This window comes from Pseudomonas sp. 2835 (assembly GCF_050435905.1).
Taxonomy (GTDB): Bacteria; Pseudomonadota; Gammaproteobacteria; order Pseudomonadales; family Pseudomonadaceae; genus Aquipseudomonas.
The window spans coordinates 76,030-98,191 of record NZ_JBNDLE010000002.1 but is presented as its reverse complement, the minus strand read 5'-3'; the positions used below and the strand labels follow the sequence as shown (position 1 = coordinate 98,191).

Annotated in this window: 18 protein-coding genes and 1 pseudogene; 8 read left to right on the top strand and 11 right to left on the bottom strand. The window is 62.0% G+C overall.

Annotated elements, in window-relative coordinates:
- Positions 1-42 precede the first annotated feature (42 nt).
- From cgtA to rplU, 3 genes are all read right to left on the bottom strand, one after another.
- On the bottom strand, positions 43-1,266 hold the full coding sequence (cgtA, locus tag ABIE20_RS02395; protein WP_010225700.1) for an Obg family GTPase CgtA: 1,224 nt from the start codon (positions 1,264-1,266) through the stop codon (positions 43-45).
- A gap of 192 nt (positions 1,267-1,458) precedes the next feature.
- Positions 1,459-1,716, bottom strand: coding sequence for a 50S ribosomal protein L27 (gene rpmA, locus ABIE20_RS02390; RefSeq protein ID WP_010225698.1), 258 nt, complete (start codon positions 1,714-1,716; stop codon positions 1,459-1,461).
- A 32-nt stretch (positions 1,717-1,748) separates the two neighbouring features.
- On the bottom strand, positions 1,749-2,060 hold the full coding sequence (gene rplU / locus ABIE20_RS02385; protein ID WP_010225695.1) for a 50S ribosomal protein L21: 312 nt from the start codon (positions 2,058-2,060) through the stop codon (positions 1,749-1,751).
- Between the two features lie 252 nt (positions 2,061-2,312).
- On the opposite strand from rplU, the gene ABIE20_RS02380 reads away from it, so the two are divergent.
- From ABIE20_RS02380 to ABIE20_RS02370, 3 genes are all read left to right on the top strand, one after another.
- On the top strand, positions 2,313-3,281 hold the full coding sequence (locus ABIE20_RS02380; RefSeq protein ID WP_038997216.1) for a polyprenyl synthetase family protein: 969 nt from the start codon (positions 2,313-2,315) through the stop codon (positions 3,279-3,281).
- A 101-nt stretch (positions 3,282-3,382) separates the two neighbouring features.
- Positions 3,383-3,724: a zinc ribbon domain-containing protein YjdM gene (locus tag ABIE20_RS02375; protein WP_045195941.1), complete on the top strand. Its 342-nt coding sequence runs from the start codon at positions 3,383-3,385 to the stop codon at positions 3,722-3,724.
- A gap of 125 nt (positions 3,725-3,849) precedes the next feature.
- Positions 3,850-4,098 carry a PA4570 family protein gene (locus ABIE20_RS02370; protein WP_038997219.1) on the top strand — a complete coding sequence of 83 codons (249 nt, stop codon included), beginning with the start codon at positions 3,850-3,852 and terminating at the stop codon, positions 4,096-4,098.
- 103 nt (positions 4,099-4,201) lie between these two features.
- On the opposite strand, the gene ABIE20_RS02365 is transcribed toward ABIE20_RS02370, so the two are convergent.
- The 5 genes from ABIE20_RS02365 to ABIE20_RS02345 all read right to left on the bottom strand — a co-directional run bounded on the left by ABIE20_RS02365 (position 4,202) and on the right by ABIE20_RS02345 (position 8,886).
- A complete protein-coding gene (locus tag ABIE20_RS02365; RefSeq protein ID WP_045195939.1) occupies positions 4,202-4,819 on the bottom strand; it encodes an FKBP-type peptidyl-prolyl cis-trans isomerase in 618 nt (205 codons plus the stop codon).
- A gap of 86 nt (positions 4,820-4,905) precedes the next feature.
- Positions 4,906-5,211, bottom strand: a complete 306-nt coding sequence (locus ABIE20_RS02360; protein WP_429502493.1) for a DUF6482 family protein — start codon at positions 5,209-5,211, stop codon at positions 4,906-4,908.
- A gap of 132 nt (positions 5,212-5,343) precedes the next feature.
- Positions 5,344-5,832 (bottom strand): TIGR00645 family protein, encoded by a 489-nt coding sequence (locus tag ABIE20_RS02355; RefSeq protein WP_038997223.1) that lies wholly within the window; start codon positions 5,830-5,832, stop codon positions 5,344-5,346.
- Between the two features lie 100 nt (positions 5,833-5,932).
- Positions 5,933-6,274, bottom strand: a complete 342-nt coding sequence (locus ABIE20_RS02350) for a hypothetical protein (RefSeq protein ID WP_010226382.1) — start codon at positions 6,272-6,274, stop codon at positions 5,933-5,935.
- A gap of 173 nt (positions 6,275-6,447) precedes the next feature.
- Positions 6,448-8,886 (bottom strand): Lon protease family protein, encoded by a 2,439-nt coding sequence (locus ABIE20_RS02345; RefSeq protein ID WP_429502491.1) that lies wholly within the window; start codon positions 8,884-8,886, stop codon positions 6,448-6,450.
- A 277-nt stretch (positions 8,887-9,163) separates the two neighbouring features.
- On the opposite strand from ABIE20_RS02345, the gene ABIE20_RS02340 reads away from it, so the two are divergent.
- From ABIE20_RS02340 to ABIE20_RS02330, 3 genes are all read left to right on the top strand, one after another.
- A complete protein-coding gene (locus ABIE20_RS02340) occupies positions 9,164-9,652 on the top strand; it encodes a DUF3015 domain-containing protein (protein ID WP_123564495.1) in 489 nt (162 codons plus the stop codon).
- A 77-nt stretch (positions 9,653-9,729) separates the two neighbouring features.
- A complete protein-coding gene (locus tag ABIE20_RS02335; RefSeq protein ID WP_429502488.1) occupies positions 9,730-11,583 on the top strand; it encodes a DUF4105 domain-containing protein in 1,854 nt (617 codons plus the stop codon).
- A gap of 184 nt (positions 11,584-11,767) precedes the next feature.
- On the top strand, positions 11,768-12,124 hold the full coding sequence (locus ABIE20_RS02330) for a hypothetical protein (RefSeq protein WP_429502487.1): 357 nt from the start codon (positions 11,768-11,770) through the stop codon (positions 12,122-12,124).
- A 62-nt stretch (positions 12,125-12,186) separates the two neighbouring features.
- Here ABIE20_RS02330 and gdhA read toward each other — a convergent pair whose 3' ends face one another.
- Both gdhA and ettA read right to left on the bottom strand, forming a co-directional pair.
- Positions 12,187-13,524, bottom strand: a complete 1,338-nt coding sequence (gene gdhA / locus ABIE20_RS02325) for an NADP-specific glutamate dehydrogenase (RefSeq protein ID WP_429502485.1) — start codon at positions 13,522-13,524, stop codon at positions 12,187-12,189.
- Between the two features lie 232 nt (positions 13,525-13,756).
- Positions 13,757-15,421 (bottom strand): energy-dependent translational throttle protein EttA, encoded by a 1,665-nt coding sequence (gene ettA, locus ABIE20_RS02320; RefSeq protein WP_429502483.1) that lies wholly within the window; start codon positions 15,419-15,421, stop codon positions 13,757-13,759.
- 1,109 nt (positions 15,422-16,530) lie between these two features.
- Here ettA and ABIE20_RS02315 point away from each other — a divergent pair.
- Positions 16,531-19,518 (top strand): annotated as a pseudogene (locus ABIE20_RS02315) (sensor domain-containing protein); the annotation flags it as partial.
- Positions 19,519-19,761: 243 nt separating this feature from the next.
- Positions 19,762-21,015, top strand: coding sequence for a serine hydroxymethyltransferase (gene glyA, locus ABIE20_RS02310; RefSeq protein ID WP_429502481.1), 1,254 nt, complete (start codon positions 19,762-19,764; stop codon positions 21,013-21,015).
- A gap of 119 nt (positions 21,016-21,134) precedes the next feature.
- Here the strand turns inward: glyA and yjiA are convergent, their stop codons facing one another.
- On the bottom strand, positions 21,135-22,091 hold the full coding sequence (gene yjiA / locus ABIE20_RS02305) for a GTPase (protein ID WP_429502479.1): 957 nt from the start codon (positions 22,089-22,091) through the stop codon (positions 21,135-21,137).
- Between the last annotated feature and the right edge of the window lie 71 nt (positions 22,092-22,162).

Below are 22,162 nucleotides of genomic sequence, written 5' to 3'. Positions count from 1 at the left end.
AAACGCCGCTCCTGAGAGCGGCGTTTAGTGTACTGCAACGAATCAGTCGCGCACGTAAATGATTTCCGGGCCGTCTTCGTCGTCCTCGTCCCAATCATCGTCATCGTCGTCGCCGATGTCGTGCACGCTCTTGACGCCGCTGCGGCGCAGGGCGCGGGCGTCGTCCAGGGCCTGCAGCTGGGCACGGGCTTCGTCTTCGATGCGCTGGTCGAGCTCGGCCAACTCTTCGGCATAGGCCGGGTCATTGGCCAGGCGGTCGGCGCGGTCTTCGAGGTAGCGCATGATGTCGCGGCTAAGCTGCTCGGTGCCCTGCTTGGAGATGGCCGAGATCACGTAGACCGGACCTTCCCACTGCAGGCGCTCGACCACTTCCTTGACCCGCTCGTCACGCTCGTCGTCCATCAGCATGTCGGTCTTGTTCAGCACCAGCCAGCGGTCACGCTCGGCCAGCGACGGGCTGAAGCGGGTCAGCTCGTTGACGATGACTTCGGCGGCGTCGGCGCTGCTGCTTTCATCCAGCGGCGCGAGGTCGACGAGGTGCAGCAGCAGGCGGGTACGCGCCAGGTGCTTGAGGAAGCGGATACCGAGGCCGGCACCGTCGGAGGCGCCTTCGATCAGGCCGGGAATGTCGGCGATGACGAAGCTCTTCCAGCGGTCGACGCTGACCACACCCAGGTTCGGCACCAGGGTGGTGAACGGGTAGTCGGCGACTTTCGGCTTGGCGGCCGATACCGAGCGGATGAAAGTACTCTTGCCGGCGTTTGGCAAGCCCAGCAGGCCGACGTCGGCCAGTACTTTCATTTCCAGTTTCAGGTCACGCTGCTCACCCGGCTTGCCCGGAGTGGTCTGGCGTGGCGCTCGGTTGGTACTGGATTTGAAACGGGTGTTGCCCAGGCCGTGCCAGCCGCCCTGGACCACCATCAGCTTCTGGCCTGGCTTGACCAGGTCACCGATGACTTCCTGGGTGGCCGAGTCGATCACCGTGGTGCCGACCGGCACGCGCAGGATCAGGTCGTCGCCCTTCTTGCCGGTGCAGTCGGTGCTGCCGCCGTTGGAGCCACGCTGGGCTTCGAAGTGACGGGTGTAACGGTAGTCGACCAGGGTGTTGAGGTTATCGTCGGCAACCATGTACACCGAGCCGCCGTCGCCACCGTCACCGCCGTTGGGACCACCGTTCTCGATGAATTTTTCGCGGCGGAAGCTCATGCAACCGTTACCGCCGTCACCGGCTTTGACCCGGATCGATACTTCGTCAACAAACTTCATAAAAACCGCCTCTCGTCAGCTGGACGAGCTGAGTGACACAAAGACATAAGGCTCTTGCAAAAGTGAGCGCGGCGGCCCCGTCACGACAGTAACAACCCACGCCGGCAGCCCATACAAACAGCTTTGCAAGAGACTCACCCCACAAACGAAAAAGCCCCGTCGCGAGACAGGGCTTTTCCAGCGTTCGCGCGATTACTCGGCGACAACGCTCACGTAACGACGACCGAAGGCGCCTTTAACTTCGAACTTGATCTTACCCGCGATCTTGGCGAACAGGGTGTGATCTTTACCCATGCCAACGCCGTAGCCAGCGTGGAATTGGGTGCCGCGCTGACGCACGATTATGTTGCCAGGAATGATAGCCTGGCCGCCATACATCTTCACGCCAAGGCGTTTGGCTTCTGAGTCGCGACCGTTACGGGTACTACCACCAGCTTTTTTGTGTGCCATGGTTCAAATTCTCCAGAAATGGATTCAGGCGATTAAGCCGAAATACCGGTGATCTTGATTTCGGTGAACCACTGGCGGTGGCCCATACGCTTCATGTGGTGCTTACGGCGGCGGAACTTGATGATGCGAACTTTGTCGTGACGACCTTGGGAGATCACTTCAGCAACAACCTTGGCACCAGCAACGACTGGAGCGCCGATGTTCACGTCGTCGCCATTGGCAACCAACAGAACGCGGTCGAAAGTCACGGATTCGCCAGTGGCGATTTCCAGTTTTTCGATTTTCAGGTATTCACCTTCGGCGACTTTGTACTGCTTGCCACCGGTAACAATTACTGCGTACATGGGTATTTCTCCGATAATCCTGCTCACCCAGCTCTTTATAGGAAGAGTGTTGGCTGGCATGGCTGCATAGGGCTGGAACGGCCCAGTGCAATTGCGTAAGGCAGGTGCTGCCCAGGAAGTTCAGGGTGCGCGATTGTACGCAAGCCCCGCTTTGCTTGCAAGTCCCACCCCCGGCCCGCGGGCAGCGCGCCTTGACACGCCGGGACCCGCGACCTAGCATGCCGCGCAACCTTTATGGAGCACCTGTGGCCGATGCAACCCCAAGCTTTCTACCGTGCGGTAGCGGACGACTTCAGCGCCGTTGACGAGATTATCAAGAAACAGCTGACTTCGCGTGTACCGCTGGTATCGAAAATCGGCGACTACATTACCTCGGCCGGCGGCAAGCGCCTGCGCCCGTTGCTGGTGCTGTTGTGCGGCAAGGCCCTGGGCCGCGAAGGCGACGACCTGCGCCTGCTGGCCGCCACCATCGAATTCCTGCACACCGCCACCCTGCTGCATGACGACGTCGTCGACATGTCCGGCATGCGCCGTGGCCGCTCCACCGCCAACGCCCTGTGGGGCAACGCGCCGAGCGTACTGGTCGGTGACTTCCTGTATTCGCGCTCGTTCGAGATGATGGTCGAACTGGGCTCGATGCCGGTCATGCAGATCCTCTCCAAGGCCACCCGGGTCATCGCCGAAGGCGAAGTCCTGCAGCTGTCCAAGGTACGCGACGCCAGCACCACCGAAGAAGTCTACATGGACGTCATCCGCGGCAAGACCGCGATGCTGTTCGAGGCCTCGACCCACAGCGCCGCGGCCCTGGCCCAGGCCACCGAGGAGCAGAGCGAAGCCCTGCGCACCTTCGGCGACCACCTGGGCGTGGCCTTCCAGCTGGTCGACGACCTGCTCGACTACAAGGGCGATGCGCAAACCCTGGGCAAGAACGTCGGTGACGACCTGGCCGAAGGCAAGCCGACCCTGCCGCTGATCTACACCATGCGCGAAGGCACCGCCGAACAGGCTGCGCTGGTTCGCCAGGCGATCCAGAAAGGCGGCATCGAAGACCTCGAGAGCATCCGCGCGGCCGTTGAAGCCTCGGGCTCGCTGGACTATACCGCCAAGCTGGCCCGCGACTACGTGGCCCGCGCCATCGCCTGCCTGGACGTACTGCCGGCCAGCGAATACCGCGATGCGCTGGTCGAGCTCAGCGAATTCGCCGTCGCCCGCACGCACTGACCCCCCTGCCCCGGCCCATCGCTCGATGGGCCCGATTAGCCTCTGACGGACAAAACCCTATACAATGTAGGTTTTGTACCTGTACGTCTTGAGGAACCTTAGTGAGCACTTTGCCACCCTGCCCCAAATGCAACTCCGAATACACCTACGAAGACGGCGCCCAGCTGATCTGCCCCGAGTGCGCCCACGAGTGGTCGGCTGCCGGTGAAGCCGAAGCGGCCAGCGACGAAGCGGTGAAAAAGGATGCAGTGGGCAACGTCCTGCAGGACGGCGACACCATTACCGTGATCAAGGACCTCAAGGTCAAGGGCACCTCGCTGGTGGTCAAGGTCGGCACCAAGGTCAAGAACATCCGCCTGTGTGATGGCGACCACGACATCGACTGCAAGATCGACGGCATCGGCCCGATGAAGCTGAAATCGGAATTCGTCCGCAAGGTCTGATTCTTCTGGGTTTCGGGGTCGCGCTGCGGCCTCGACAACCCACAGGCGGGAAAAAACCGCCAATAGGCACTTGCTATTTTGATAATAAGAATTATTCTCATTGAACGCTTTCAAGGAGAATAGCCATGACTTATCTGATAGACGCCTGGCTTGACCGCCCCCATCCTTACCTGCGCATCCTGCACCGGGAAACCGGCGAGGTCTGTGCCGTGCTTGAAGAAGAAGCACTGGACGAACTGCGCGACCAGGGCGACCTGGACCTCAATGGTTTGAATTCAAGTGAGCCGAGTGTGCTCAAGGAGCTGGTGCGAAACCTGTTCCTGTTTTGCTATGCGCGGGCGTTGCGCCCTGGCGGCGGGACCGATTGGAACTGAACAGCATCGCGGGGCAAGCCCGGCTCCCACAATGAACCGGTGTGAACCACCCTGTGGGAGCTGGCCTTGCCAGCGATGAGGGCCGCAAGGCCCTCTGACGTTCTTACAGAACGTCCAGCAGCTCGACGTCGAACACCAACACGCTGTGCGGCGGGATGCTGCCAACGCCCTGAGCGCCGTAAGCCAGCTCGCTCGGAACGTACAGGCGCCATTTGCTACCGGCGTTCATCAGTTGCAGGGCTTCGGTCCAGCCGGCGATTACGCCGCTGACCGGGAATTCTGCTGGTTGGCCGCGCTCGTAGGAGCTGTCGAACACGGTGCCGTCGATCAGGGTACCGTGGTAGTGGGTACGCACGCTGTCGTCGCGGCTTGGCTTGGCGCCTTCGCCAGCAGTCAGTACTTCGAACTGCAGGCCCGAAGCCAGGGTGGTGATGCCGTCACGCTTGGCGTTCTCAGCCAGGAAGGCCTTGCCTTCGCCAGCAGCAGCTTCGGCCTTGGCAGCAGCTTCGGCTTGCATGATTTCGCGGATGACCTTGAAGCTGGCCGACAGGTCGGCTTCGCTGACGCGGCTGTCCTGACCGTTGAAGGCGTCGGTCAGGCCGGCCAGGATGGCGTCCAGGTTCACGCCTGGTGGCGGGTTGTCACGCAGTTGGCCACCCAGCTGACGGCCGATGCCGTAGCTGACGCGAGTTTCGTCGGTAGACAGGTTGAGTTCGGACATTTGCTTGCTCCGCTGCAGGGCGCATGACAGCTGCGCCCTTTATGAAAAGGGCGAGCAGCCTAGCACACTGCGGTTGCGCAGATCAGCTACCAGGCCGAACGTCGAGGCATGGGTATTTTCAGGTCGCCGTCACCGGCGTCATCACCACCGCACATCTCGTCGTCCATCGACCAGTGCACCAGGTGCAGTGGTATAGCGGGCAGGCCGTCAATCAATCGCTGCGCGTCGACTACCGAATGCACTTGCAGACGCCGTCCACGCTTATCTGCCAAGGGATGTGCACGGCCTTTGACCCGGGCTTCGATAATGTAGTCCCCGCCCTCAATGGCAATCAGGTTGAGTTCATCGACATGACCAGCCCTGGCCTCGGTGTTCAGTTGTTGAAGGTTCATTGCGATACCTCATTACTGGAACTTCGAGTGACCGTTCATTTTTTGTACAGCCGCGAACAAAGCACAAGGCAAAAACGCAACCGCCCGTCCGTTTTGCAACGGACGGGCGGTATTTGACTGGCAGGACGCTGATCAGTGCTTGGTAACCTTGTCCAGGTAACCCATGGCAAAGGCCGAGACCACGAAGGTCATGTGAATGATCACGTACCACATCAGGTACTGGGTCTCGATGTTGCGCGCATCCATGAACACCCGCAGCAGGTGGATCGAGGAAATCGCCACGATCGAGGCTGCGACCTTCATCTTCAGCGAGGACGAGTCCATCTTGCCCAGCCAGCTGAGCTTTTCCTTGTCTTCGTCGATGTCCAGCTGCGAGACGAAGTTCTCGTAACCGGAGATCATCACCATCACCAGCAAGCCACCGACCAGGGCCATGTCGATCAGCGACAGCAGCACCAGGATCAGGTCGGCTTCAGCCAGGGCGAAGACGTTGGGCAGGACGTGAAAGATCTCCTGGAAGAACTTCAGTGCCAGCGCCAACAGGCCCAACGACAGACCAAAATAGATCGGCGCGAGCAGCCAGCGCGAGGCATACATCGCATTTTCGATAATACGTTCCATTGAAAACTCGTCAGGTTGGCAAAAAAGCGAGCGCGAGTATAACAGCCACCCATGACAGAAAAAGCCCGTGGCACGCTGCCACAGGCGCAGCGCGGGCGTTTCAGGTTTCCGGATGGAACTGGAAGTCGCCGACGTGATGGACGCGTTCGCCGTTGATCCGGCGCAGTTGCGCTTGCAGGTGCACGCACCAGATCTGCGGATCGTCGGCCAGCTGGTAACCGTGCAGGGTCAGGCTGTCGACAATGGCATTGAGCACCGACTCGGCCACGAACGGCCCGTGAAACGGACCCTGGGCCTTGATCGCAGAGGGTTGCTCGCCAGCCATGCCGGCAGCAAACAGCAGGGTCCACATGCCGTTGTCACCGGCCAGTGGGCGAATACTGCATTCAATGCGGGTCACCAGGCCCAGGCATTGACGGGTGAGGCTGAGGCTGCGCGGCATGGCGGAGGTCCTCGGTAAACCCTTGTTCAGCCCTCAGGTGAGGGCTGTCTCATTCCTGTACCTACGACTGTCCCTGAACTGAAGAATAGAAGAATTCCGCCCATGCGTGGAAAAACCGGCGCCGAATGGTCATGTTCCATTTAGCGCCGTTTTTTTGACTCGTACCACTCAGATCAGGACGGCTTGACCTGGGCCAGGGCCTGCTCGGCCTGCTCTTTTTCTGCCTCCTTGAGGTCCTCTTCGCTGATCATCTCGGCGATCACCCGCAGGCGCTCCACTACCCGGGCGTTGACGCTGCCTTCCGGGAACTGGCCTTCTTCATCCGGCTCACCGGCAGGTTCACCGACCAAAAGACTCAAGGCCTCGTCGGCCTGGCTCACGGCGTAGACATGGAACATGCCGGCGCGCACCGCCTGCAGCACCCGCTCGTCGAGCATCAGCGTGGCAACGTTGGCGCGCGGGATGATTGCACCCTGCTCGCCAGTCAGGCCTCGGGCTTCACAGAGGCGGAAGAAGCCCTCGATCTTCTCGTTGACCCCACCCACCGCCTGCACTTCACCGAACTGGTTAATGGAGCCGGTGATGGCGAAGCACTGCTTGAGTGGGGTTTTCGACAAGGCCGAGATCAGCGTGCAGGCCTCGCCCAGGGAGGCGCTGTCGCCGTCGACGTAGCCGTAGGACTGCTCCAGGGCGATACTCGCAGAGATCGCCAGGGGGAATTCCTGGGCATAACGGCTGCCCAGGTAACCGGTGAGGATCATCACCCCCTTGGAGTGGATCGGCTGGCCAAGGTTGACCTCGCGCTCGATGTCGACGATGCCGCTGCCGCCGGGGTAGACCGTGGCGGAGATCCGCGCCGGCACACCGAAGGCCGAATCGCCGACTTCCAGCACGGTCAGGCCGTTGCACTTGCCCACTGCGGCACCATCGGTATCGATAAGGATGATGCCGGCCAGCATGTCGTCGAGAATCCGCGCCGAGACGCGCCCGGTGCGAGTGGCCTTGGCCTTGAGCGCGCGCTCGATGTGCCCGGCGTCGGTCATTTCGTCATTGGCCAGGTGGCGGATGAAGTCTGCCTCGCTGACCAGCTGGAACAGGTCGCCGATACGCGCCGACAAGCGCCCCTGGTGTTCGGCCAGGCGCGCGCTGTAGGTCGCCAGGCGCGCCACCGCATCGGCACTCAGCGGCGCCATGCCCTCTTCGCTGGTGCGGGTCTTGAGCAGTTGGGCGAACTGCTCCAGGCTCTCGTCGACCATGGGGATGTCTTCGTCGAAGTCGACCAGCACCCGGAACATTTCCTGGAAGTCCGGATCGTGATCCTGCAGGGCGTAGTACAGCTGGCGCGCACCGATGATCACCACCTTGATGTTCAGCGGGAGCATCTGCGGGTTGAGAGTTACTGTGGCCAGGCGGCCGAACTCGCCCAACGGCGATTCCATCTTCAGCTTGCGCGACTGCAGGGCGCGCTTGAGGGCGTCCCAGACAAACGGCTCGCCGAGCATCTTCTCGGCTTCCAGGATCAGGAAGCCGCCGTTGGCCCGGTGCAGGGCCCCCGGGCGCAGTTGCCGGTAAGTGGTGTACAGCGCGCCCTGGTCAGTGCTGTATTCGATACGGCCGAACAGGTTGTCATAGGTCGGATGCGGCTCGAACACCACCGGTGCGCCGCCGCTGGCGTGATGACCGACCACAAGGCTCGGTGCGTATTGCTCTTCGAGCAGCTTGCGCGCCTGAGCGTCGGTCTTGCTGTCATCGACCAGTTGCTCGACCACGGTGCGCAGCAGGTAGACCTGCATGGCCTGCAGGTAGGCACAGACGGCGGCGTTCTCGGCGTACTTTTCAGACAGCGGCGCCAGCAACGGCTGCAGCGCCAGGGTGATGGTTTCTTCATTGAGCTGACGCAGCTGGTTGCTCGATTCGCGCTTCCATTGCGGCAGGCTCGCCAGTTCTTCGTTGAGGCGCTCTTCAAGCGCGGCGATATCGTCGTGGAAACGCTCACGCTCGGCTTCCGGCAACTGAGCGAATTCGGCTTCGTCCAGCGCCTTGCCATCGGCCATCGGGGTGAAGGCGACGTTACTGCTGTCGCGGTACAGGGCCACGTCTTTTTCCAGCGAGGCGCGCTCGATCACATCCAGGGCGCGGTCGTAACGCTGGTTGAAGGCGCGGTCGATGGCGCTCTTCTTCTGCTGGTAGGAGGGGTGCTCGAACACCGCCGGAAAAGTTGCCAGCAGGTTGTCGATCAAACCACCGATGTCGCTGATGAAGGCCCCGGCGCTGCCCGGTGGCAGCTCCAGGGCGCGCGGCTCGCGTGGCTCGTCGTAGTTGTTGACATAGACCCAGTCCGAGGGCGTTTGCAGGCGCTTGCCTTCGGCCTTGAGGTAGCGTTTGACGAACGAGAAGCGGCCGGTGCCGGGCTCGCCCATGACGAATACGTTGTACCCAGGACGTGGCATGGCGACGCCGAACTGCAAGGCTTCGACTGCACGCTCCTGGCCAAGCACACCGCGAAAAGGCTCCAGATCATTGGTGGTGGAAAAAGCGAACTGTTCAGCGGAAAACGGCCGGGTCAGGGCTTCGGGCGCAAGACGCAGGCTCGCAGCGACAGGATCGGGCATCGGGCTTCCTTACTTCGGCGGGGCGGATGTCAGCATTCTGGCGCCGTGCGCGTGCGCCTTGCAAGGCTCATCGCTGCTAATTGTCGCAGGGGCGAAAAGCCGATCTACGTCAATATTTTCAGGCAATCTTTCGCAATAAATCACGGAACCCTTAGATCGTGCCTAAACTCCAAACTGCGCGGCTGGGTAAATAACCGACCCGCCCTGGCAACTGGTCCTACAGATATGCCAGACAACCCTGACCTTTGGTATGTAATTCTAGAAAGAGAACAATGCTATGAAACGGATTCTTCTGGGTACTCTGTTCACCGCGGTCTCCCTCAATGCCATGGCCCAGGCCCCTGGCGGACCGGACTGCGGCTGGGGCAACATGCTGTTCGAGGGCCAACGCGGCACACCGGCCCACTTCCTTGCATCCACCACCAACGGCACCTCCGGCAACGCCACTTTCGGCATGACCTCGGGCACCAACGGCTGCTCGACCAATGCTGCGCTGACCTATGGCGGTAAATCATGGTTCGCCATGAACGGCATGATGAACGAACTCTCCGAAGACATGGCCAAGGGTCAAGGTGAAGCACTGACCACCTATGCCGTGGTGCTCGGTGTCGCACCGGAAGATCGCGCGCACTTCGCCGCGGTTACCCATCAACACTTCCAGGACATCTTCAAGACTGCCGATGCAACGGCTGAAGACGTGCACAGCAATACCCTCGCCGTCCTGAAAAGCGATCCGCGCCTGGCCAAATACGCCACCCAGGCTTAAGCTCGGCCCTCCCGCCCCTTAACCGGGGCGGGTTGTTGTCCGCCTCTATCGGCATCATTCAGACTTAGTTGCCCGACATGCTCAAACGCCTTGCCTACCTGGCGCTCTGTGCCTGCGCCCCGCTGCACGCTGCCCCTTCATTCGATGACGCCCGCCTGAAGCAACTGGCGGCCGACCGCTACTGGATCGCCCTTGGCCATTACGAGACGGCCAAGCTTGGCGGCTGGCGCAGCTACGTCGATGACAAACGCTTCTTTCTTGCCCAAGACGGCGCCCATCACCCGGACCAGGAGCTAAACGCCACCGTCAAGGCGCTATACGCACCGGCGAGCCTGGGCGACAAACATGCCCAGTGCGTGTTCCCGGCGCGCACCCGCTGGCTGCGCGAGCAGTTGCAACTGAACGACCTGCCGAGCCCGGACTGCAAGGAGTACACCCAGTGGTTCAAGGACGTCTCGCCGCACAGTGCGGTGATGATCTTCCCGGCCGCTTACCTGAACAGCCCCTCGTCAATGTTCGGCCATACCCTGCTGCGCATCGACCAGGCCGACGTGCAGAGCAATGAAACCGCCCTGCTCAGCTACGCGATCAACTTCGGCGCTTATATCGAAGGTAGCGACAACAGCATCCTCTACGCCTGGAAGGGCCTGATGGGCGGTTATCCGGGGCTGTTCGCCCTGGTGCCCTACCAGGAGAAACTCTCCGAGTACCGTAGCCTGGAAAACCGCGACCTGTGGGAATACCGGCTGAACCTGACCCCGGAAGAAACCGGGCGCATGGTCGAGCATGTCTGGGAACTCAAGCAGATCCAGTTCGATTACTTCTTCTTCGACGAAAACTGCTCCTACCGCCTGCTTGAACTGCTGCAGGTGGCGCGCCCGAGCCTGGACCTGACTTCCCAGTTCCCGCTGACCGCGATCCCCACCGACACGGTCAAGGCAGTCAAGCAGGCCGGCCTGGTCGAGCGCATCGACTACCGGCCGTCCCGCGAGCGTGAACTGCTGGAGCGGGCCAAGCCGCTGGATGCCGAGGAACAGCAACAGGTGCTGGCAGTCAGTGCCGACACCGCACAACTGCAAAGCCCCGAATTCACTGCCCTGCCCCGCGAGCGCCAGGCCCTGGTGCAGGACGCCGCCTACCGCCTTGAGCGTTACCGCGCCAACGGCCAGGAGCGCGACCCGGCGCGCAGCAAACGCAGCTTCGAGCTGTTGCGGGCAATCAACCGCAACCCGCCGCCGGAGCTTGATATCGAGCGTCCGGGGCTGCCTGAAGACGGTCATCAGTCGCGCACCTGGCAAGTAGGCCTGGGCAGCCGTGATGATCGCGCCTACGCCGAATATGGCCTGCGCATGGCTTACCACGACCTCAACGACAACGCCTACGGCTTCCCCCTCGGCGCGCAGATCGAGATCCTCCAGCTCAAGCTGCGCCAGTACGAAGGCAACGACTGGCAGGTGCAGCGCCTGGACCTGGCGACCATCCGCTCGCTGACCCCGCGCAACGCCCTGCTGCAACCCTGGTCATGGCAGGTTGCCGGCGGGCTTGAGCGAGTGCTAGGCAAGCATGGCGACGAGGTGCTGGTCAGCCACGTCAACGGCGGCGCCGGCGCTACCTGGCAGCTGGCCGACGACCTGCTGGGCTTTGCCCTGGGCACGGTGCGGGTCGAGCATAACAATGACTTCGCCGGCTTCATTGCGCCGGCTGCGGGCTTCAACACCGGGCTGCTGTGGCGCAACCCGCTGGGCAACCTGAGCGTCGAAGCCAAGGCCGATTACTTCACCAATGGCGAGGTGCGCCGTAGCCTGAGCTTGAACCAGCAGTGGGAGCTGTCCCGTGACCTGGGTTTACGTTTGAGTGCCAGCCGCGACTTCAGCAAGCTGGCGTCGGCGCAGAACGAGGTGATGCTGGAATTGAAGTGGTACCAGTATTAGCAAGGCTGCGCCTTGCATCGCTGGCAAAGCCAGCTCCCACAGGTCAGGTGTACACAGTCCAGTGTGGGAGCCGGCCTTGCCGGCGATGGGCTGCGCAGCAGCCCCAATACCCTGATCACATCCTTTTGACACGCCGCCGACAATTCCCCACCTAGACTTTCCCTGGCAAGCGGAGAGTCTGAACATGCGGTGGTATTGGCTGGTAGTGACGCTAATGGGTGTAATTGCGGGTTGCCAGACAACCCATGAGCAATTGATCAATCAAGGTTACCCACCGGCCTATGCCGATGGCTTCCAGGACGGTTGCAGCAGCGGTCGCCAGGCCGCTGGGGTGATGGCCGGGGACTTTCGCAAAGACGTGCCGCGCTACCTGCACAACCGCCAGTACGAGTCCGGCTGGGACGACGGCTTTCGCCAGTGCCACGCCATGCAGGAGAACCAGGACCTGCAGGAATATCGCGCCCGCCATTGGGATGAGCGGGATGAGCAGTGGCAGGAAGAAAAGGATCGCGATGCCGCGCGCGCCTATCGACGCAAATAAGTGCTGTGGCGACGACCGGCCGGCGATGTGCTGATCGAAGTCGTCGCCATCGAGCCCGAGGCTTAAACCACGCCCTGGGCCAGCATGGCGTCGGCAACCTTGACGAAGCCGGCAATGTTGGCGCCTTTGACGTAGTTGATCCGGCCGTTCTCTTCGCCGTAGTGCACGCAGGCGTGGTGGATCGACTGCATGATGTTATGCAGCTTGCTGTCCACTTCACCGGCAGTCCACAGCAGGCGCATGGCGTTCTGCGACATCTCCAGGCCACTGACGGCAACGCCGCCGGCGTTGGACGCCTTGCCCGGAGCGAAGAGAATGCCGGCCTCGATGAAGATATCCACAGCCTCGAGAGTGGTCGGCATGTTCGCGCCTTCGGCCACGCAAATGCAGCCGTTACGCAGCAGGGTGCGCGCGTCTTCGGCGTCCAGTTCGTTCTGGGTTGCGCATGGCAGGGCGATGTCGCAGGCCAGGCTCCAGGGGCGCTGGCCCTTGCGGAACTCCAGGCCAAAACGCTCGGCCAGCTCGCTGATGCGGCCACGCTTGACGTTTTTCAGCTCCATCAGCGCATCCCACTGCTCGTCGCTCATGCCGGCTTCGCAGTACAGGGTGCCTTCGGAGTCGGACAGCGAAATCACCTTGCCGCCCAGGTCCATGACCTTGCGCGCTGCATACTGGGCAACGTTGCCGGAGCCGGAGATGGCCACCCGGCGACCGTCGATACGCAGGTCCTGGCGCTTGAGCATTTCTTCGGCGAAGTACACGCAGCCGTAGCCGGTGGCTTCGGGGCGGATCAGGCTGCCGCCATAGGTCATGCCCTTGCCGGTCAGCACCGAAGTAAACTGGTTGGCCAGGCGCTTGTACTGGCCGAACAGGAAGCCGATCTCGCGAGCGCCGACGCCGATATCACCGGCCGGCACGTCGAGGTCGGCGCCGATGTGGCGGTACAGCTCGCTCATGAATGCCTGGCAGAAGCGCATGACTTCAGCATCGCTCTTGCCCTTCGGATCGAAGTCCGAGCCGCCCTTGCCGCCGCCCATGGGCAACGAGGTCAGGGAGTTCTTGAACACCTGCTCGAAGGCCAGGAATTTCAGCACGCCAAGGTTCACCGAGCGATGGAAGCGCAGGCCGCCCTTGTACGGGCCGATGGCGCTGCTCATCTGGATGCGGTAGCCGCGGTTGACCTGGACCTTGCCCTGGTCATCGACCCACGACACACGAAACAGGATCGCCCGCTCCGGCTCGACCATCCGCTCGAGGATACCGGCCTGCAGGTAGTGTGGGTTGGCTTCGAGGAACGGCCAGAGGCTGCGCAGCACCTCTTCGACCGCCTGATGGAATTCAGGCTGGGCCGGGTCGCGTTGCTTGAGGCGGGCGAGGAAATCTTCGACAGATTCGATCATGTAGACATTCACCAGATGGAGTTGGACTTATTGGTTTTTTTCCGACTTTACCAAGAAGCCACGGCACCGCAACAGGGCGCAATGTCGTTTTTATGAAATTAAATGGTGCATTTGTATAAGTGTATACATGTTCACCCGTATCGCGGGGCAAGCCCGAGTCCACAGGGCCGGGGTAAATTTCGGGCAAAAAAACGGGGCCCGCAGGCCCCGTTCCAGTGCAAAACCCTGAGGGTTATGCCAGTTTTTTGTGCCGTACGCGGTGCGGCTGGGCAGCCGCTTCGCCCAAGCGCTTCTTGCGATCGGCTTCGTACTCGGTGTAGTTGCCTTCGAAGAACACCGCCTGCGAATCATCTTCGTAGGCCAGGATGTGGGTCGCCACACGGTCCAGGAACCAGCGATCGTGAGAAATCACGATGGCGGCGCCCGGGAAGTCCAGCAGGGCTTCCTCCAGCGAACGCAGGGTTTCGACGTCGAGGTCGTTGGACGGTTCGTCGAGCAGCAGGACGTTGGCGCCCTCTTTCAGTGTCAGGGCCAGGTGCAGACGGCCGCGCTCACCACCGGAAAGGTCCTTGACGAACTTCTGCTGGTCGCCGCCTTTGAAGTTGAAACGGCCAACATAGGTACGCGACGGGATCTCATAGGTGCCGATGCGCAGTTGGTCGGAGCCGTCGGAGATCTGCTGGAACACGGTCTTGTTGCCGTCGAGGTCTTCGCGGCTCTGGTCGACACAGGCCAGTTGCACGGTTTCACCGATCTCGATGCTGCCCGAGTCCGGCTGTTCTTTGCCCATCAGCATGCGGAACAGGGTCGATTTACCGGCACCGTTACCGCCGATCACGCCAACGATGGCGCCTTTTGGCATGGAGAACGACAGGTTGTCGATCAGCACGCGATCGCCATAGCCCTTGGTGACGTTCTTGAACTCGATGACCTTGTCACCCAGGCGCGGACCGGCCGGGATGTAGATCTCGTTGGTCTCGCTGCGCTTCTGGAACTCCTGCGACTGCATTTCTTCGAAGCGTTGCAGACGGGCCTTGGATTTGGACTGACGTGCCTTGGCGCCTTTGCGCACCCACTCCAGCTCTTCCTTCATGGCCTTTTCGTGGGCCGACTGCTGCTTGGATTCCTGAGCCAGACGATCGGACTTGGCTTCCAGCCAGCCCGAGTAGTTGCCTTCGTACGGAATACCGGCGCCGCGGTCGAGCTCGAGGATCCAGCCGGCAACGTTGTCGAGGAAGTACCGGTCGTGGGTAATCGCTACCACGGTGCCCGGGAAGTCGTGGAGGAAGTGTTCCAGCCAGGCGACGGAGTCGGCATCCAGGTGGTTGGTCGGTTCGTCGAGCAGGAGCATGTCAGGGGCCGACAGCAGCAGGCGGCACAGGGCCACACGGCGCTTCTCACCACCGGACAGGTGCTCGACCTTGGCTTCCCAGGCTGGCAGGCGCAGGGCGTCGGCGGCCACTTCCAGCTGGCGCTCGAGGTTGTGGCCATCGCTGGCCTGGAGGATGGCTTCGAGCTTGGCCTGTTCGGCGGCCAGCTTGTCGAAGTCGGCATCCGGCTCGGCATAGGCGGCGTAGACCTCGTCCAGGCGAGCCTGGGCGTCCTTGATCACACTGACCGCTTCCTCGACCACTTCACGCACGGTCTTGGACGGGTCCAGCTGTGGCTCCTGCGGCAGGTAGCCGATGTTCAGGTCCGGCATCGGACGGGCTTCGCCGTCGAACTCGGTGTCGACACCCGCCATGATTTTCAGCAGGGTGGACTTGCCCGAGCCGTTGAGGCCGAGCACGCCGATCTTGGCGCCGGGGAAAAACGACAGGGAGATGTTCTTCAAGATTTCCCGCTTCGGCGGGACAACTTTGCCCAGCCGATGCATGGTGTAGACGTATTGAGCCATGGAAAAACCTAGCGTCAGAGACGAAAAAATAGAAGCGAAACAGATGAAGGGAGCCGTGGCACCCAGGAAAGGGCCAAAGCTACCGTAATGCGCCGGGTTGGGCAAACCGCCGACGAACAGGGCTGGCACTTTGCCACGTTTGCGGGCATGCTAGCCGCCCTTCGGGCGTCCGGCTTATAGTGCGCACCGGAGCCGTCGCCAGGAACGCGGCACTTGCCAACCAGCAGCTCTAAACCTGCCATCCAGCCATACCGCAGGATCAACGTTTGACCAATCTCACTCAGCCGTCCTCCCTGCGCAAGCCGGCCACTGCGCCAGGCTTGCCGCTGCGTGGCTCATTGAAAGGCGCGCTGGCCCTGTTGGTGCTGTTGCTGCTCGGCCTGCTGTTGTGGCAGTTGATCGCCCAGTTCCGCCACACCCAGGCGGACCAGTACCAGCACAGCCTCAACGCCAGCGCCGAACTTGCCGATCACATGAGCCTGAACATGGCGCTCAAGGCCCAGGTGGCGCTCAACCAAATCCAGCATTACCGCTCGTCGCCTGCCCCGGAGCAACTGCCGAAGGTCATCGAGCAATTACGCCAGCAGCAACCCAATCTGCAAAACATTGCCTGGATTGGTGCCGATGGCAGCCTGCAGGCCGACAGCCTGAAAGGTACGCCCGATTACCAGGCACTGGACGAACTGATTCGGCTCAACCAGGGCCGCGACTTCTATTACAGCAACAGCGCCGACAACCAGCAGGTCTACCTGTTGCTGCGCCAGCCGGGCGAAGCCCCCAGCGGTTACTGGTTCCTGCGCCTGGCGCCAAGTTACTACAGCGACCTGACCAATCACCTGGACCGCCCCAACCACCCGTTGTGGCTGCTGGAAAACAGCCGCACCGGCGAGATCATCAACCGTCACCAGCCCACGCCCGGCAGCGACGAACCGCTGCAAAGCGTGATGCTGGCGTTCCTCGACAACAGCACCTGGCAACTGCGCGGCCTGTTCGATGCCGGCCTGGCGCGCCAGCAACTGCTGCCGGCGCTGATCGGCAAATGCATGCTCGGCCTGTTCTGCGCCCTGATCCCGCTGCTGGCGCTGATCAACATGCGCCGCCGCCATCGCCTGCTGCAAGAAAGCCGCCGCCGCTACCACGACATCTTCGAAGGCACCGGGGTCGCCCTGTGCGTGCTCGACCTCTCCGGCCTGCCCGGTCAGCTTGAACGCTATCGCCTGCGCAGCCGCCCGGCCCTGGAACAGCGCCTGGCCTTCGACCAGCCGCTGCGCCGGGTGCTGCTGCAGGAACTGAAAGTCACCGAAGTCAACCAGGTGGCCTTGCAACTGCTCGGCGTCAATTGCTGCGACAGTGCCTGGCAGCGCCTGGTCGAAGGCTCGCAAGCGGGCAACGAAGGCATCGGCATTCAGCTGCTGGGGGCGATCCTCGACAACCAGCAACAGCTGGAACTGGAAATGCGCCTGCCGGTACCCGATGGCGACGACCTGCACCTGTGGCTGATGGTGCGTTTCCCGCAGCAGCGCCGTGACTACCAGGCGGTGATCCTCAGCATCAGCGACATCACCAGCCGCAAGCAGGTCGAGCTGTCGCTGCTTGAGCGCGAAAGCTTCTGGTCGGATGTGGTGCGCACCGTGCCCGACCAGTTATACGTGCAGGACGTGCACAGCCAGCTGATGATCTTCAGCAACCGCAACCTCGGCCAGACCCTGGGCTACAGCCGCACCGAACTTGCGCAGATGGGCGATCATTTCTGGGAGTTGCTGCTGCACCCGGACGATGCCCAGCTGTACCACCACCTGCGCCAGCAACAACGTGACTCGGGCTACGTCGAGCAACTGCATTGCCAGTTGCGCTTCCGTCACCACGACCAGCGCTGGCTGCGTTTTGACATTCGCGAGCAAGCCCTGACCCGCAACAACGCAGGTTGTGTGACGCGGATCATCGGCGTCGGCAAGGACGTCACCGAACAGATCGAGGCCAGCGAATCGCTGCGCGACAGCGAACAGCGCTACCGCATGCTCGCCGAAAGTATCAGCGATGTGATCTTTTCCACCGACAGCCAGTTGCAACTGAACTATGTCAGCCCGTCGATCCAGGCGGTGCTGGGCTTTGAGGTGGAGTGGATCTTCGAGAACGGCTGGCACTCGACCATCGCCAACCCGGCCCAGCTCACCGGCATCTACAGCCTGGTCGAGCGGGTCAACAAGGCCCTGGGTGACCCCGGGCAACTGGAGCTGCTGCGCACCCAGTTGCCGACCCAGCTGTTTTTGTTCGACTGCCTGCGCGCCGATGGCCGCAAGATCCCGATCGAACTGCGCCTGGTACTGGTCTGGGATGACCAGGAGCGCTTCGAAGGCATCCTTGGCGTCGGCCGCGACATCAGCCAGCAACGCCGCGCCGAGAAAGACCTGCGCATGGCCGCCACGGTATTCGAGCACTCGACCTCGGCGATCCTCATCACCGATCCAGCCGGCTACATCGTCCAGGCCAACGAGGCCTTCAGCCGCGTCAGTGGTTACGCCGTGGCCGATGTGCTGGACCAGTTGCCGGGCCTGCTGACCGTCGATGAGCATCAGGACGCCCACCTGCGCTACGTGCTCAAGCAGCTGCACCAGCGCGGCACCTGGGAAGGCGAAGTGTGGCTCAAGCGCCGCAGCGGCGAACACTACCCGGCCTGGGTCGGCATCACTGCGGTGCTCGATGACGAAGGCGACCTGGCCAGCTATGTGTGCTTCTTTACCGACATCAGCGAGCGCAAGGCCAGCGAACAGCGCATCCATCGCCTGGCCTATTACGACGCCCTGACCCACCTGCCCAACCGCACCCTGTTCCAGGACCGCTTGCACACGGCCCTGCAGCAGGCCGAGCGGCAAAAGTCTTGGGTGGTGCTGATGTTCCTCGACCTTGACCGTTTCAAGCCGATCAACGACTCCCTCGGCCATGCTGCGGGCGACCGCATGCTCAAGGACATGGCCGAGCGCCTGCTCGACTGCGTCGATGACGACGACACCGTGGCGCGCATGGGCGGCGACGAGTTCACCCTGCTGCTGCAACCGCGCGCCACCCGCGAGATGGCCCTGAACCGCGCCATTCACGTGGCCGAGCAGATCCTTGGCAGCCTGGTGCGGCCGTTCGTGCTGGAGAACCGCGAGTTCTTCGTCACCGCCAGTATCGGCATCGCCCTGAGCCCGCAGGACGGCAGCGAACTCAGCCAGCTGATGAAGAACGCCGACACCGCCATGTACCACGCCAAGGAGCGCGGCAAGAACAACTTCCAGTTCTATCAGGCCGACATGAACGCCAGCGCCCTGGAGCGCCTGGAGCTCGAAAGCGACCTGCGCCACGCCCTGGAGCAGAACGAGTTCATCCTTTATTACCAGCCGCAGTTCAGTGGCGACGGCAAGCGCCTGACCGGTGCCGAAGCGCTGCTGCGCTGGCGTCATCCGCAGCGCGGGCTGGTGCCGCCGGGGGATTTCATCCCGGTGATCGAGGAGCTCGGCCTGGTAGTCGATGTTGGCGACTGGGTGCTCAAGGAGGCCAGCCGCCAGCTCAAGGCCTGGCACCAGGCCAAGGTGCGGGTGCCGAAAGTCTCGGTGAACATCTCGGCGCGGCAGTTCTCCGATGGCCAGCTGGGCGAACGGATCGCCACCATCCTCAAGGAAACCGGCCTGCCGCCGGCATGCCTGGAGCTGGAGCTGACCGAAAGTATCCTGATGCGCGAGGTCAACGAGGCCATGGTGATCCTCGACAGCCTGAAGAACCTCGGCCTGAGCATCGCCGTTGACGACTTCGGCACCGGCTATTCGTCGCTCAACTACCTCAAGCAGTTCCCCATCGACGTGCTGAAAATCGACCGCACCTTCGTCGACGGCCTGCCCGAGGGCGAGCAGGACGCGCAGATCGCCCGGGCGATCATCGCCATGGCCCACAGCCTGAACCTGGCGGTGATCGCCGAGGGCGTCGAGACCCACGAACAGCTGGAGTTCCTCCGTGAGCACGGCTGTGACGAAGTGCAGGGCTACCTGTTCGGGCGGCCGATGCCGGCGCATCAGTTCGAGGCGCAGTTCAGCAACGAAACCCTGTTCATGTTCGAATGATCCGTACAGCTGCAAGTGCCTCATCGCTGGCAACGCCAGCTCCCACAGGGGATATGCAGGGCGCTTCATTGTGGGAGCCGGCCTTGCCGGCGATGGGCTGCGCAGCAGCCCCTGACCTGCCACGATCACCATCCATCTCTGAATGAAGCCCACTTGTCTGCGACATGATGCCCTTTCATATGCCAGACAAAAGCTGATGAGGTAGAATGCCCGCCTATTTCAGCACGATCCTTGAGGACCGCCATGTTCAGCCGTGATTTGACCATTGCCAAGTACGACGCCGATCTCTTTGCCGCCATGGAGCAAGAAGCTCAGCGCCAGGAAGAACACATCGAGCTGATCGCCTCGGAAAACTACACCAGCCCGGCTGTCATGGAAGCCCAGGGCTCGGTATTGACCAACAAGTACGCCGAAGGCTACCCGGGCAAGCGCTACTACGGCGGTTGCGAATACGTCGACGTGGTTGAGCAACTGGCCATCGACCGTGCCAAGGAACTGTTCGGCGCTGATTACGCCAACGTCCAGCCGCACGCCGGCTCGCAAGCCAACAGCGCCGTTTACCTGGCACTGCTTTCGGCCGGCGACACCATCCTGGGCATGAGCCTGGCCCACGGCGGTCACCTGACCCACGGCGCCAACGTCAGCTCCTCGGGCAAACTGTACAACGCCATCCAGTACGGCATCGACGCCAACGGCCTGATCGACTACGACGAAGTCGAGCGCCTGGCGGTCGAGCACAAGCCTAAGATGATCGTTGCCGGTTTCTCGGCCTACTCGCAGATCCTCGACTTCCCACGCTTCCGTGAAATCGCCGACAAGGTCGGTGCCTACCTGTTCGTCGACATGGCCCACGTTGCCGGCCTGGTCGCTGCAGGCGTGTACCCGAACCCGGTGCCATTCGCCGACGTGGTCACCACCACTACCCACAAGACCCTGCGCGGTCCACGTGGCGGCCTGATCCTCGCGCGTGCCAACGCCGAGATCGAGAAGAAGCTGAACTCCGCGGTATTCCCGGGCGCCCAGGGCGGCCCGCTGGAGCACGTGATCGCCGCCAAGGCCATCTGCTTCAAGGAAGCGCTGCAGCCTGAGTTCAAGACCTACCAGCAACAAGTGGTGAAGAACGCCCAGGCCATGGCCGGTGTGTTCATCGAGCGCGGTTTCGACGTGGTGTCCGGCGGTACCCAGAACCACCTGTTCCTGCTGTCGCTGATCAAGCAGGAAATCTCCGGTAAAGACGCCGACGCCGCCCTGGGTCGCGCCTTCATCACCGTCAACAAGAACTCGGTACCGAACGACCCACGTTCGCCGTTCGTCACCTCCGGCCTGCGCTTCGGCACCCCGGCTGTGACCACTCGTGGCTTCAAAGAGGCCGAGTGTAAAGAACTGGCTGGCTGGATCTGCGACATCCTCGCCGACCTGAACAACGAAGCGGTGATCGACGCCGTTCGCGAGAAGGTCAAGGCCATCTGCGCCAAGCTGCCGGTGTACGGCAAGTAAGCTTAGTTGTGAGGTGAAAAAGCCCGGCTCTTGAGCCGGGCTTTTTTGTACCTGTAGGAGCGGGCTTGCCCCGCGATGCAATAGTGATCGCACCATCGCATCGCGGGCCAAGCCCGCTTCTACAGAGTCAAAGCCTCGAAGCCTTCACGAATCTTCGCCTGCGGCAAATCATCGGCAATAAACACCATCACACTTTCGCGCGCCTCGCCCTCTGCCCATTCACTGTCCCAGTCAAAGCCATAGAGCTTGAGCACGCCCTGGAACACCAGGCGCCGATCTTCGCCAGCAATGTTCAGCACGCCCTTGTAGCGCAGCAACTGCTTGCCGTGCTCTTCCAGCAACTGGTTCATGAAGTCGCTGAGGCGATCGATGTCCAGCGGTTTGTCGGTGCGCAACACCATGCTGGAGATCCGGTCGATACTCGAAGCCGCTACTACCGGCCGCAAGTTCAGGCTTGCATTGAGGTTGAAACCACGCACATCGAGCAACTCGGCCAGATCGATCTTGCCGTTGTCCACCACCCGGATCGGCGCGCGGCGGTTGATTCGCCCCAGGCGCTCGCTCAGGGCCTGGAAGCTGGCAGCATCGACCAGGTCGGTCTTGCTCACCAGCAGGCGGTCGGCGAAACCGACCTGGGCCTGGGCGATGGTCTGGGTCAGGTGCTGATCGGCATGCGCGGCATCCACCAGGGTGATGATGCCATCGAGGATGTAGCGCTCGCGCAGCTCTTCGTCGATGAAGAAGGTTTGCGCCACCGGCGCCGGGTCGGCAAGACCGGTGCACTCGATCACCAGGCGGTCGAAGGCGATCTCGCCGCTGTCCAGGCGCTCGAGCAGCAGGAACAACGCCTTGGTCAGGTCGGTGTGGATGCTGCAGCACACGCAGCCGTTGGCCAGGGTCATGACCTGTACCGGCTCATCGCCCAGCAACTGGGTGTCGATGCCGGCATCGCTGAATTCGTTTTCGATCACGGCGATCTTCAGGCCGTGCTCGGCCTTGAGCAGGTGGCGCAGCAAGGTGGTCTTGCCGGCGCCAAGAAAACCGCTGAGCACGGTAACGGGAATGGGAGATAACAAACCGAATACTCCTGAACGCTGAAAATGACTGTGGGAGCGCGGCGCGAACCGGGCTCCCACAGCTTTGTCAC

Bases quoted from the DNA above. Each gene is read 5' to 3' on its own strand.
- cgtA (WP_010225700.1), bottom strand. From the start codon at position 1,266: ATGAAGTTTGTTGACGAAGTATCGATCCGGGTCAAAGCCGGTGACGGC.
- rpmA (WP_010225698.1), bottom strand. From the start codon at position 1,716: ATGGCACACAAAAAAGCTGGTGGTAGTACCCGTAACGGTCGCGACTCA.
- rplU (WP_010225695.1), bottom strand. From the start codon at position 2,060: ATGTACGCAGTAATTGTTACCGGTGGCAAGCAGTACAAAGTCGCCGAA.
- ABIE20_RS02380 (WP_038997216.1), top strand. From the start codon at position 2,313: ATGCAACCCCAAGCTTTCTACCGTGCGGTAGCGGACGACTTCAGCGCC.
- ABIE20_RS02370 (WP_038997219.1), top strand. From the start codon at position 3,850: ATGACTTATCTGATAGACGCCTGGCTTGACCGCCCCCATCCTTACCTG.
- ABIE20_RS02365 (WP_045195939.1), bottom strand. From the start codon at position 4,819: ATGTCCGAACTCAACCTGTCTACCGACGAAACTCGCGTCAGCTACGGC.
- ABIE20_RS02360 (WP_429502493.1), bottom strand. From the start codon at position 5,211: ATGAACCTTCAACAACTGAACACCGAGGCCAGGGCTGGTCATGTCGAT.
- ABIE20_RS02355 (WP_038997223.1), bottom strand. From the start codon at position 5,832: ATGGAACGTATTATCGAAAATGCGATGTATGCCTCGCGCTGGCTGCTC.
- ABIE20_RS02350 (WP_010226382.1), bottom strand. From the start codon at position 6,274: ATGCCGCGCAGCCTCAGCCTCACCCGTCAATGCCTGGGCCTGGTGACC.
- ABIE20_RS02345 (WP_429502491.1), bottom strand. From the start codon at position 8,886: ATGCCCGATCCTGTCGCTGCGAGCCTGCGTCTTGCGCCCGAAGCCCTG.
- ABIE20_RS02340 (WP_123564495.1), top strand. From the start codon at position 9,164: ATGAAACGGATTCTTCTGGGTACTCTGTTCACCGCGGTCTCCCTCAAT.
- ABIE20_RS02335 (WP_429502488.1), top strand. From the start codon at position 9,730: ATGCTCAAACGCCTTGCCTACCTGGCGCTCTGTGCCTGCGCCCCGCTG.
- ABIE20_RS02330 (WP_429502487.1), top strand. From the start codon at position 11,768: ATGCGGTGGTATTGGCTGGTAGTGACGCTAATGGGTGTAATTGCGGGT.
- gdhA (WP_429502485.1), bottom strand. From the start codon at position 13,524: ATGATCGAATCTGTCGAAGATTTCCTCGCCCGCCTCAAGCAACGCGAC.
- ettA (WP_429502483.1), bottom strand. From the start codon at position 15,421: ATGGCTCAATACGTCTACACCATGCATCGGCTGGGCAAAGTTGTCCCG.
- glyA (WP_429502481.1), top strand. From the start codon at position 19,762: ATGTTCAGCCGTGATTTGACCATTGCCAAGTACGACGCCGATCTCTTT.